This window comes from Gelidibacter maritimus (assembly GCF_014062315.1).
GTDB lineage: Bacteria > Bacteroidota > Bacteroidia > Flavobacteriales > Flavobacteriaceae > Gelidibacter > Gelidibacter maritimus.
In genome coordinates, this window is the sequence record NZ_JACGLT010000010.1 from 127339 (window position 1) to 139719 (window position 12381).

11 protein-coding genes are annotated in these 12381 nt (G+C 38.3%); 5 read left to right on the plus strand and 6 right to left on the minus strand.

Features of this window, described 5'->3' with window-relative positions; all coding sequences use genetic code 11:
- Nucleotides 1-35 precede the first annotated feature (35 nt).
- Both H3Z82_RS13070 and H3Z82_RS13075 read left to right on the plus strand, forming a co-directional pair.
- A complete protein-coding gene (locus H3Z82_RS13070) occupies nt 36-821 on the plus strand; it encodes an MBL fold metallo-hydrolase (RefSeq protein WP_182205955.1) in 786 nt (261 codons plus the stop codon).
- 126 nt (nt 822-947) lie between these two features.
- Complete coding sequence (locus H3Z82_RS13075; RefSeq protein ID WP_182205956.1) at nt 948-1181, plus strand: hypothetical protein; 234 nt, start codon at nt 948-950, stop codon at nt 1179-1181.
- 230 nt (nt 1182-1411) lie between these two features.
- Here H3Z82_RS13075 and ettA read toward each other — a convergent pair whose 3' ends face one another.
- Complete coding sequence (gene ettA, locus H3Z82_RS13080) at nt 1412-3103, minus strand: energy-dependent translational throttle protein EttA (RefSeq protein WP_182205957.1); 1692 nt, start codon at nt 3101-3103, stop codon at nt 1412-1414.
- A gap of 89 nt (nt 3104-3192) precedes the next feature.
- The gene (locus tag H3Z82_RS13085; protein ID WP_182205958.1) at nt 3193-3375 is read right to left on the minus strand and encodes a CAL67264 family membrane protein; all 183 of its coding nucleotides are present in this window, start codon (nt 3373-3375) and stop codon (nt 3193-3195) included.
- Between the two features lie 305 nt (nt 3376-3680).
- Here H3Z82_RS13085 and H3Z82_RS13090 point away from each other — a divergent pair, with 305 nt between their 5' ends.
- On the plus strand, nt 3681-4850 hold the full coding sequence (locus H3Z82_RS13090) for an MFS transporter (protein WP_182205959.1): 1170 nt from the start codon (nt 3681-3683) through the stop codon (nt 4848-4850).
- A gap of 65 nt (nt 4851-4915) precedes the next feature.
- Here the strand turns inward: H3Z82_RS13090 and H3Z82_RS13095 are convergent, their stop codons facing one another.
- Both H3Z82_RS13095 and H3Z82_RS13100 read right to left on the minus strand, forming a co-directional pair.
- Complete coding sequence (locus tag H3Z82_RS13095; RefSeq protein WP_182205960.1) at nt 4916-5200, minus strand: GNAT family N-acetyltransferase; 285 nt, start codon at nt 5198-5200, stop codon at nt 4916-4918.
- A gap of 2 nt (nt 5201-5202) precedes the next feature.
- A complete protein-coding gene (locus H3Z82_RS13100) occupies nt 5203-5733 on the minus strand; it encodes an NADPH-dependent FMN reductase (protein ID WP_182205961.1) in 531 nt (176 codons plus the stop codon).
- A 406-nt stretch (nt 5734-6139) separates the two neighbouring features.
- On the opposite strand from H3Z82_RS13100, the gene H3Z82_RS13105 reads away from it, so the two are divergent.
- Nucleotides 6140-7768 carry an acyl-CoA carboxylase subunit beta gene (locus tag H3Z82_RS13105; protein ID WP_182205962.1) on the plus strand — a complete coding sequence of 543 codons (1629 nt, stop codon included), beginning with the start codon at nt 6140-6142 and terminating at the stop codon, nt 7766-7768.
- Nucleotides 7768-9045, plus strand: coding sequence for an MFS transporter (locus H3Z82_RS13110; RefSeq protein WP_182205963.1), 1278 nt, complete (start codon nt 7768-7770; stop codon nt 9043-9045). The genes H3Z82_RS13105 and H3Z82_RS13110 overlap by 1 nt, the downstream gene beginning before the upstream one ends.
- A 52-nt stretch (nt 9046-9097) precedes the next feature.
- Here the strand turns inward: H3Z82_RS13110 and H3Z82_RS13115 are convergent, their stop codons facing one another.
- Complete coding sequence (locus H3Z82_RS13115; RefSeq protein ID WP_182205964.1) at nt 9098-11182, minus strand: VWA domain-containing protein; 2085 nt, start codon at nt 11180-11182, stop codon at nt 9098-9100.
- Nucleotides 11183-11263: 81 nt separating this feature from the next.
- Nucleotides 11264-12334: an AMP-binding protein gene (locus tag H3Z82_RS13120; RefSeq protein ID WP_182205965.1), complete on the minus strand. Its 1071-nt coding sequence runs from the start codon at nt 12332-12334 to the stop codon at nt 11264-11266.
- Between the last annotated feature and the right edge of the window lie 47 nt (nt 12335-12381).

Below are 12381 nucleotides of genomic sequence, written 5' to 3' on the forward strand. Positions count from 1 at the left end.
AGTCATTATCTTTAAGTGACAAAAATGAAAATAAAATGAAACATTTAAATATTGTTACAGCACTACTTATAATGCTATTGATGGGCTGCAAACACAGTACAGAAAAAGCTGTAGAAGTGGCCTCCGAGATGGCTGACGATTTTCACGAGTCGACGCAGCCAGAAGCAATAAATATCATTCCAATTAATCACGCTACCATGATTTTGGCATATAAAGACCAAGTGGTATATGTAGACCCTGTTGGTGGTTCTAATATATTTTCAGATCAAGAGAAACCAGACTATATTCTGATCACAGATATCCATGGCGATCATTTGGATGTATCCACATTAGAAAATATGGTGCTGGATTCAACGACACTTATTGTGCCACCAGCAGTGAAAGAAAAATTACCGGAATTAAAAGCCAAAGAAATTATCGTGATGAACAATGGGGAAAACAAAGAACTTGAAGCTTTTTCTATTGAAGCTGTCCCTATGTATAATTTAAGAGAAGAAGCCTTAAAATTTCATGAAAAAGGTAGAGGTAACGGATATGTTTTAACTTGGAACAATCAAAGAATATATATTTCAGGTGATACTGAAGACATTCCGGAAATGAGGAGCCTCGAAAACATTGATATTGCCTTTGTTTGTATGAATCTTCCATATACGATGACGGTAGAGAGTGCAGCAAGTGCGGTATTGGATTTTAAACCCAAAAAAGTATATCCGTACCACTATAGAGGAACTGACGGAATGAGTGATGTTGATAAGTTTAGATCCATTGTTAACAAAACGAATTCTGACATTGAAGTTGTGCAGTTAGACTGGTATGAGTAACTATTTATCGAATCCATTTTATAGCAAAAAACAATCCGTCGCTGTAACTTTTTTATTTTGATATAGTTACGAAATAAATTAAAAGTGTATATTTGGACAGCCAACCGAATCTAATTTCTTGCAATTATGTCTCCTACATTTCACAAAGTCTCCCAATTCGCCGTAGTAAGCACCGAACATCTTACTATCGTTTTACTTATAACTGCAGGCGTATTTTTATTTTTTATTGCAATAGCAGTAATCAAAATGTACAAATTAAAGGCTGAAAACAAACGGTTAACGGATAGCGATGCTTTTAAAGCAGAAGTGGATGAGAGTTATAAAGATTTTACGGATGGTCATTTATATGACAATAATTAAGCAATTTCGTAATTATGGGTAATTTCAGTATTATTATCACAACCACTCAAGACCTTAATAAAATAGTCAGTATTTTATCAATAGCAGTTGTTACTTTACTGATTTTATTAGGTTTGAATATTTATAAAGTATATAAGCTTAAAGCAAAATTAAAATCAATTAATAATAACAATAAATAATCTTTCACTCAATAAAAAAATACCGCTCGATGAGCGGCATTTTTATTAGCATTATCGCACTAATTTCTTGTACTTAAGTCGTTTTGGAGTTAGATCGCCCCCAAGACGTTTTTTCTTGTTTTCTTCGTATTCACTAAAGCTACCTTCAAAGAAATATACTTGAGAGTTGCCTTCAAATGCTAGTATATGCGTACAGATCCTATCCAAAAACCATCTGTCGTGACTGATTACGACGGCGCAGCCCGCAAAATTCTCAAGACCTTCTTCCAAGGCTCTTAGAGTGTTGACATCCAAGTCGTTGGTTGGCTCATCTAAAAGTAAAACGTTACCTTCTTCCTTGAGCGTCATGGCCAAGTGCAAACGGTTACGCTCCCCACCAGAAAGCAATTTCACTTTTTTATTCTGTTCACTTCCGGAAAAGTTAAAGCGACTTAGATATGCTCTGGAGTTGACTTGTTTTCCACCCATCATGATCAATTCCTGTTCGTCACTGAAGTTCTGCCAAATCGATTTTTCAGGATCAATATTGGAATGTTTTTGATCCACATAAGCCAATTTTGCAGTTTCACCTACTCTAAATTCACCTTTGTCAGGAGTTTCTTCACCCATGATCATTTTGAAAATTGTGGTTTTACCTGCACCATTCGGACCAATGACCCCAACAATACCTGCTTGAGGTAAATTGAAATTTAGATCTTCATAAAGTAATTTATCACCATAACCTTTACTGACTCCAATGGCTTCAATAACATTTGTGCCTAATCGAGGACCATTGGGGATGTAGATTTCCAATTTTTCGTCAAGTTGCTTTTGATCTTGACTCATCAATTTATCGTAGTTGTTCAAACGTGCTTTTTGTTTGGTCTGACGCCCTTTGGCACCTTGACGCACCCATTCCAACTCACGTTCCAAGGTTTTTTGACGCTTGGAAGCCGTTTTGCTTTCCTGGGCCATACGGGTAGATTTTTGATCTAACCAAGACGAGTAGTTTCCTTTCCAAGGGATACCCTCTCCTCTATCCAGTTCTAAAATCCAACCTGCCACATTATCCAAGAAATATCTATCGTGGGTCACGGCTATAATTGTTCCTTTATATTGAGATAAATGCTGCTCCAGCCAATGTACAGATTCTGCATCCAAATGGTTGGTAGGCTCATCTAATAACAACACATCAGGCTCTTGCAATAGGAGTCGACATAATGCCACACGACGACGCTCACCACCGGAAAGCACCCCAATCTTTTTATCACCATCGGGCGTTCTTAAGGCATCCATGGCAATTTCCAATTTCGTATCGAGTTCCCAAGCATTGGAAGCATCAATTTTATCCTGCAATTCGGCTTGACGGTTCATCAACTTTTCCATTTTATCTGGATCAGAATACACTTCTTCCAGTCCAAACATATCGTTGATTTTATTGTATTCATCAAGAATGGCTACCGTTTCTGCAGCACCTTCACGAACCACTTCCATAACGGTTTTGTCGTCATCCAACTGTGGCTCTTGCTCTAAGAGCCCGACGGAGTATTCCTGAAGAAAAGTAACATCGCCCTGGAAGTTTTTATCCTGTCCAGCAATAATTTTTAAAAGTGTGGATTTTCCGGAACCGTTAAGCCCCAAAATTCCAATTTTAGCTCCGTAAAAGAAGCTTAAATGTATGTTTTTCAATACTGGTGTATCAGCACCTTTAAAGGTCTTGGTAAGACCTCGCATCGAAAAAATTACTTTTTTATCATCGCTCATCTTTAAATCGAGTTAATAGTTATTATAAAATTAGGTAAATTCAAACGCTCAAGACTTTGATCAATCTCAAGCTAATATTTGGATAAAGGCTAAACCCGCCCTTTCAGCGCGTTGAATACCCAAGCGATGGCGAAGAAGCCAATGCCTACTGAAGCAAATCCATAACCTGCTACATCATCATATCTAAATGCACCAAGTGCAATGAGTGCAACGCCAACGATGATCATAATTGTTGTGGCCCAAGCCAGAACGGTATTTTTATTCATTGCCATAAATCTTAGTTTTTAAGGGAACTGCAAATATCGATTATTTTAACATAAAAACAGCTGTAAAAGTGGGTTTTTAAAAGGATTATTAAAAATTGTATAGGCCAAAAGCTCTTAATTTTTTTCAATCTATTCAATTATACATTGTAATATTTTACATTGCAATTACACACCAAGTAGTTAATTGTTCAACACCTAAAAAGGCTTCCTTTTTACAAGGTATCAATTAACTTTTAATTATCATAATTTCTGCGACATCTTGAGAACGAAGCTTTAATTTTGGCGCTTATTTTTTTATAAGAATTGTAATAATGAATAAAGCTTTACTGTCATTGGCCATTGGGGGATTCGGAATTGGATTGACTGAATTTGTAATCATGGGTATTTTGCCAGATGTAGCCCATGCATTTAACATCAGTATACCTGAAGCAGGACATTTTATTTCGGCTTATGCTTTGGGCGTTGTCGTCGGTGCGCCGATACTGACAGGATTTGGTAGCAAATGGCCTGCTCACAGGGTATTGTTGGTACTCATGATATGGTTTACAATTTTCAATACCTTATCTGCTTTTGCTACCGGCTACAATTCGTTTATGTTCTTACGTTTTCTATCCGGATTGCCACATGGTGCATTTTTTGGAATTGGTGCCGTAGTTGCTGGAAAATTATCTAAACAAGGAAAAGAAGCTCAAGGTATCGCAATTATGTTCAGCGGATTGACCGTTGCCAACCTCTTGGGTGTGCCATTAGGAACTTATTTAGGCAAAAGTTTTGATTGGAGCGTCTCCTTTTTAATGGTTGGCGTGGTTGGCGTTTTAGCAGTTTTAAGCGTTAAATTCTGGATGCCCGCTCTTAAAAAGTCTTCTGAAAGTAATTTTTTAAAGGAATTTCGAATCTTTAAACGTGCTGAACTTTGGCTCATTATTTTATTAACGACTATAGGTACTGGTGGTTTTTTTGCTTGGTATAGTTATATTGCACCGTCTATTACTGAGGTTGCTGGGCATTCAGAAAATGTTGTCGCTTATGCTATGGTACTGGCTGGATTGGGAATGGTGATCGGAAATTTTGTTGGTGCCAAACTGACTGAAAAATTCGCGCCACTGAATACCGTAACTATTGTTCTCACTTTAATGGTGATCTGTCTTTCGCTCAATGCCTATTTGGCATCCGATAAAACCATGATTCTCGTGATGACATTTATCATCGGACTGGTATCTTTTGCAATTTCCACGCCTATCCAATTACTCATTATCCAATCGTCAAAAGGCTCTGAAACTTTAGGGTCTTCACTGAACCAAAGTGCTTTTAATATTGGAAATGCGTCAGGGGCTTACTTTGCAGGCTTACCTATTGCGATGGGTTATGGTTATACCTCTGCCGATTGGGTAGGTGCAGCAATGGCCGCCACCGGAATTCTGATTGCTTTTTCTATTTATATTTTAAAGAAACACCAAGCCAGACAACAAATAAGAACTTAGATTTAAAATCGTTTTTAATTATAACTGAGGAATCGACCTAACCGCCAATTCAAGATATCCATGAGTTATTTGATAATATCTTGATATTCGGATTGCCGTTTTTCAAAAATTGCTTTTGCATAGGAACAAGAGGTGATTGCTTTTAGGTTTTTGTTTCTTATAAACCTCACTGCGGCATCAATTAACGCATAACCTATCCCTTTTCCTTGTAAAGATTTTGCAACTTCGGTGTGGTCAATATCAATGGTATCAGAATCTTTGTAATAGTATGTCATTTCTGCTTTTCTTTGTCCATCTATTTCGATATAAAACGCCCCTTCTTTTCCGTTATCTGTGTGTTGAATGTCCATAATTATAGATGTTTTTCCAATAATTCTACTTTGTGTTTTAATTCGTCTTTTAACTCGGGATTGGTAATCTTTCCATTTTCAAAATTATCCATAAACGATGGTAATGAAAAGTCTGCTACTATTTGTGCATCATGACGTGGAAAGCGCTCTTTGGCCATGGTCAAAACAGAAATTGCTCCTCGTCTTCCATCAGAAGTAGCCATGAGCAACATAGGTTTGCCAAAAAACAATTTAGCTTCTGCCCTGGACATCCAATCAAATAAATTTTTAAACACTGCAGAATAGGCAGCATTATTTTCAGCCAATGACAATACTATCCCATCAGATTGTTTGATATAATTCAAAAACGATAGTGCATTTTCAGGAACACCGTGACTTTTTTCATAATGTTTACTGAAAATGGGCAGTTCAAAATCATTCAAATCTAAAACGGTAACTTCAGCCCCTTCAATTAATCCTGACGCATAAACAGCGAGTTGTTTATTTATGGAATCTTTACTATTACTTCCGGCAAATGCTAATATTTTTTTCATTTATTATTTACTGTTGATATTATTTAATTTTACTGTATCGATTCTCCATTTAATCCGGATGTTTTAGGTGAGGTGTAGTTCAGAAACCTTAAATCTCACCTATTTATTTCGACATAATCTTTTTTTTGAAAAAGACGATACTTTCAATTGGTATTTTCCAAATCTACGAAATAAAAAATGCCGTTTTATCGAAAGTTTTTCAAAAAATTCAATTTAATTCCAGCAGTGGATTATGTACTCTGAGGCTTGCCGCGATTTAGGAAGACAATTTCTTAGTAATACTTCGTGGTCTTTGCCGCCGGTGCCGATTGAACGGCCCCCGAGGTTCTTGATTATTTTTTGGGCAATTTCCTTCTTTTGTAAGAGTTTTAAAGTTTGTATTTTTACATCAAACTAAAAAACTGCAATGGACCTTAACTTCAACAAAAACGAAGACCACAACAAACTTCAACGCTCTGCTTTACGCCAACGCCTTGCCAAGGTAAAATTGGGTGGCGGACAGAAAAGCATCGACAAACAACATGAGAAAGGTAAAATGACCGCACGTGAGCGTATCAATTATCTGTTAGACCCTAAAGCTAAATCCATTGAAATAGCAGCTTTTGCGGGCGAGGACATGTATGAAGAGCACGGCGGCTGCCCTTCAGGTGGTGTGGTGATAAAGATGGGCTATATCAAAGGTGTACAATGCCTTGTGGTGGCCAACGATGCCACAGTAAAGGCTGGAGCCTGGTTCCCCATTACTGCAAAAAAGAATTTAAGAGCACAGGAAATCGCCATTGAAAACCGATTGCCAATTATTTACTTAGTGGACTCTGCTGGCGTTTATTTACCATTACAGGACGAAATCTTCCCAGACAAGGAACATTTTGGACGCATTTTTAGAAACAACGCCATTATGAGCAGCATGGGCATTACCCAGATTTCTGCTGTGATGGGAAGTTGTGTGGCAGGTGGTGCCTATTTACCTATCATGAGCGATGAAGCCTTAATTGTGGATAAAACGGGAAGTATTTTTCTTGCTGGAAGTTATTTGGTGAAAGCGGCCATTGGCGAAACTATAGACAACGAAACTTTAGGTGGTGCCACGACCCATTGCGAAATCTCCGGTGTTACCGATTATAAAGCTAAAGACGATAAAGATGCTTTGGACACTATCAAAAACATTATAGATAAGATTGGTGATTATGACAAGGCCGGATTTAATCGCGCAAAAGCGATAAAACCTAAAGAAAATCCTGAAGATATCTACGGCATTATACCAAAAAGTCGTAGCGATCAATACGATATGTATGAAGTCATCAAACGTTTGGTGGACGATTCTGAATTTGACGAATATAAGGCTGGCTACGGAAAAACCATCATCACAGCGTATGCGCGTATCGATGGCTGGGCGGTAGGTATTGTGGCCAATCAACGTCAGTTAGTAAAAACTAAATCTGGAGAAATGCAGTTTGGCGGTGTAATCTATAACGACTCTGCTGACAAGGCCACACGTTTTATAGCCAATTGTAATCAAAAGAAAATTCCTTTGGTATTTTTACAGGATGTTACCGGATTTATGGTGGGCAGTAAAAGTGAACACAGTGGCATTATTAAAGATGGCGCCAAAATGGTGAATGCGGTAAGCAATTCGGTAGTACCAAAATTCACCATTGTCATTGGTAACAGTTACGGTGCGGGAAATTATGCCATGTGTGGAAAAGCATACGATCCACGATTGATTGTTGCGTGGCCAAGTGCAGAACTGGCCGTTATGAGTGGCAATAGTGCTGCCAAAGTACTTTTACAAATTGAAACGGCCTCACTTAAAAAGAAAGGTGAAACCATAACAAAGGAGAAAGAAGAAGCACTTTATAAAGAAATCAAAGACCGATACGATGCTCAAGTTTCACCATATTATGCTGCGGCAAGAATCTGGACGGACGCTATTATTGATCCCTTGGACACGCGGACATGGATCAGCATGGGTATTGAAGCTGCAAACCACTCACCAATAGAAAAGCAATTTAATATGGGTGTATTACAGGTGTGATGAACACTTCAAGATCCAAACGGTCCATTTTTATCATTCTCTTGCTCATTTTTGCAGGAGAGGCCATTTTTGTGCTTCCGTTTGTATTGGCGCGTATCTTCAGACCAACTTTTTTAGAGATTTTTAACATCAATAATTTGGAATTGGGCAATTGCTTCTCGGTGTATGGGGTGGTTGCATTTATATCGTACTTTTTTGGTGGCTCCTTAGCGGACAAATATGCACCGAGAACATTAATGGCAGTCGCACTTTTTATGACAGCTATCGGTGGTTTTTATATGGCCACCTTTCCCTCCTATTTTGCTATGAAACTGCTGTTTGGGTATTACGGATTTACCACCATTTTTTTGTTTTGGGCACCTATGATCAAGGCAACCAGAGTTTGGGGCGGACAAGACAAGCAGGGTCTCGCTTTTGGTTTTTTGGATGGCGGCAGAGGACTTGTAGCTGCCAGTTTTGGATCTCTTGGCGTTTTGGTGTTTTCTTATATGATAACCATTGATGTTTCTGAAGCTTCCCTAATGCATCTTCAAGATGCTTTTAAATACGTTATCTGGGCGTCTTCAGCGATGATTATTTGTATTGGAATTCTGGTGTACTATTTCCTTAAGCCTTTATCCGCAAAGGTTGATAAACTTCAAAACCAGAAGAAAATTTATACGCTTGAAAATTTTAAATCAGTTTTAAAATATCCAACAGTTTGGCTTATGATGCTCATCATTTTGTGTGCTTATGTGGGTTATAAAACCACAGATATCTTTAGTTTGTACGCCAAAGATGTTTTAGGTTATGACGATATTGGATCAGCTCAGGTTGGAACTTATTTGCTCTACATCAGGCCGATAACGGGAATCATTATCGGACTATTGGCCGATAGGACTCGGGCTTCCTTATGGATTATTATTGGTTTCTTGATCATGATGCTTAGTAGCCTGTTTTTTGCTTCCGGTATTATTTCCGATACCACTATTTACTTATTTATCATATCAGTTATTTTTATGGCCATTGGAGTCTATGCCACGCGAGTGCTTTATTTTGCAATCATGGAAGAGGCCAAGTTGCCTTTAGCCATTACCGGAACTGCGGTAGGGTTTATTTCAGTAATTGGCTATACGCCAGATATTTTTGCTGGACCAATGATCGGTGTGCTATTGGATAACTCGCCAGGCGAGCTGGGCCACCAACATGTTTTTGCAGTGATGGCGGGGTTCTCTTTAATAGGTCTTTGTGCAACATTGGCATTCTCGATGATAACAAAAGGAAAACAGCATAGTTAATGCGTAATCGTAGTAAAGCGCGACTTTGAGCCGCTCTTTATCTACACATGTCTTATAAATTCTGATAGGATTCCACTAATCGGATAAATTCCGATCTGTAGCCGTTAGCATCACTTCCTCTACCTTGTTTGGCCATTTCCGTAATATCTTTTAAGGTAGCCTTATTATCAAATTTGGATGCCCTGAGCTGCATTCCCAACAGGGCGACTGACGCAGCAAATCTGAGATCTTCTGAAGGCTCAGAAACTTCATCTTTTTGAATGTGTGCCATTTCGATACTCTTTACTCCATTGGGTTTTTTATATCTGAATTTCACTGTAAACAATTCGTCAGAATACTCAGGTGCTACAGTTGTCTCGGTATACTTCAAATCATCTACATCTTTTAAATAATCGCTTTTCACACCTGTAGGAATAACTTCATAAAGCGCCGTAACCGTATGACCACTTCCCAATTCGCCGGCATCTTTAGTATCATCAATAAAATCTTCATCCGCCAACAATCGGTTTTCATAGCCTATCAAACGGTAAGCTTGGACTTTTTTGGGATTGAATTCTATCTGAATTTTAACATCTTTAGCAATGGTGTACAACGTGCCACCAAATTCTTTGCCAAAGGTTTTTTGTGCCTCTTGCATGGTATCAATATAGGCGTGGTTTCCATTGCCCTTATTGGCCAATGTTTCTAATTTTGAGTCTTTGTAATTTCCAAAACCGAATCCCAACACCGATAAAAACACACCGCTTTCACGCTTTTCTTCAATCAGTTTTTCCATGTCCTTATCACTGGATGCACCAACGTTAAAGTCGCCGTCAGTTGCAAGAATCACACGATTGTTTCCATTTTTAATAAAATTTTCCTGAGCAATCTCGTACGCCAATTCAATTCCCGCACCACCAGCGGTCGATCCACCTGCACTTAAATTGTTCAAAGCATTGCTAATTTTCTCTTTATCTGCCCCCGAGGTTGGCGGTAATACCATTCCAGCCGCACCAGCATAAACAACAATCGCTATTTTATCTTTGGCTCTTAATTGATTGACTAAAAGTTTAAAAGCCGATTTCAATAATGGCAGCTTATTGGCACTGTTCATAGAACCGGAAACGTCAATCAGAAAAGTTAAGTTTGATGCTGGTAATTCTTCATTTTTAAAGCTTTTACCTTGTAAACCGATTTTCACAATTTTAGTAGCAACATTCCATGGTGTTTTGGCAACCTCTGTATGAATCGAAAAAGGATGCTGACCTGTTGGCTGAGGATAGTTATAGTTGAAATAATTAATCATTTCTTCAATTCGTACAGCATCTGGTGGAATTTTCTGTCCGTTATTGATCATTCTTCTAATATTGCTATAAGATGCTTTGTCCACATCAATTGAAAAGGTGGACAATGGAGATAGTGAAACCCGCTCAAATTGATTTTCAGTAATTTCAGCATAAGACTCTTCGTTGGTCAATTCAGGGTAATTTGGCTTGTAATTGCCTTGCTTTGTATTAACTATAATCACCCCGTTAGCGCCTCTTGCTCCATACATAGCCGTTGCTTCTTGAGATTTAAGAATGGTGGTGGATTTTATGTCGTTCGGACTTATAACATCGATATTTTCCTGTGATGTTACGGCTATACCATCAACAATATATAACGGTTTGTTATTTCTGATGACCGATGTGTTACCACGAATAGGGTATGCTCCATTCTGACGATGACCCACGTTGACTCCAGCAATCTGCCCTGACAAGGTTTGAGCCACTTGACCATTCTTTCTTTGATGACGTCTGTCTGACCGTGATAGAAATGATTTTCTGGTGGCTCCATACCCCACAACCACCACTTCCTCCAAGGCAGTGTTATCTGCTTCTAAGGTAATATTGAGCATCGTTTCCTTTCTAAGCTTAATTTCTTGAGTTTTAAAGCCAACATAGGTAAACTGAAGGATATCACCTTCGCTCGCCAATAGCGTATATTTCCCATCAAAATCGGTTTGTGTTCCTATTGTGGTGCCTTTAATCATAACGCTGGCTCCCGGTAAGGGCAAACCATCAGAAGATGAACTCACTATTCCGGAAATGATTTTTTGTTGTGCCTGTAATTGTACCGAGATAATTAATATAAAGACGAACTGTAAGACTGATTTCATAATAATTGATTTTAGTTTACAGTAAAACTATATTCTAAAATCTTATTCTAAAACCAGAAATGAGTGAAGCGGTCGTTTTGATTAGTGAGCGTCGGTTTTTAGTAATTTAAGTGTTTCCTTACGTTGAATTTTACCAGTGGCAGTTTCTTTAAATTTCGGGACCGTATAGATTTCTTTGGGAATTTCTAATTTGTCCAGCCCCTTAAATGACGACTTCTTTAGTGTGTTTTTATCACTTTCTAAAATAAGAATAAGCTTCTCGCCTAAGTCTGAATCGGGTTCAGAAGCAATAAAAAAGCGCTCTTTGATTTGATCAACAAGTTTAGCTTCAATTTGTTCAGGAAACAACTTCAAACCACCTGAATTGACCATATTATCAAGACGTCCAATCAATTCAAATTCTGTAGCTGAATGCAGTTTCACCACATCAGTAGTAATCAAACGCTCTGACGTCACTTTTGGAGCCTCAATAATCAAACAGCCTCTATCATCTTGAGAAATTTTCACTTTGGGAAACACCTTAAAATAATCCATTTTCTGTTTTCCATTCATACGTTTTACCGCAATATGACTCACCGTTTCTGTCATTCCGTAGGTAGCGTATATTTTAGTTTTTAAGCCTTGGATGGCTGCTTCCAACGGTTTTGAAATGGCAGCTCCTCCAATGATCAAAGTCTTAATGTTGTGGATGTATTTAACCGTGTTTTTCAATTGAATCGGAATCATGGCACAAAAATCATAGGGCTTGCCATAGTCAAAAACAGGCTGTGTGGTTGGATCAACAAAGTCAAGTTCCAATCCTAGAACCATCGCTCGTACCAACATCATTTTTCCTGCAATATAATGGGTTGGCAAACACAATAATGCGGTTTGACCTGGTTCCATTTTGAAATAATCACCCGTGGCAATGGAAGAATTGACCATGGCTTGTTTGCTCACCTTCATCAATTTCGGTTGTCCTGTTGAACCCGAAGTCCGTACGTTGATATAATCTTTGGCGTCCAACCAATCCATGAGAAAATCGCCCATAACTTTTTCATAGGGCGCACCTTCTTTTACTAAGCTATAAGCAACTTCTTTAAGATCTTCAGCACTGTAATTGTTGGCATTTAATTTGAACTTCAAATGGATTTTATCGAATGTTGGCGTCATTTTGTGGGCTTTTTAATTATGATTATATGCGTTGACTAAGGTATTGA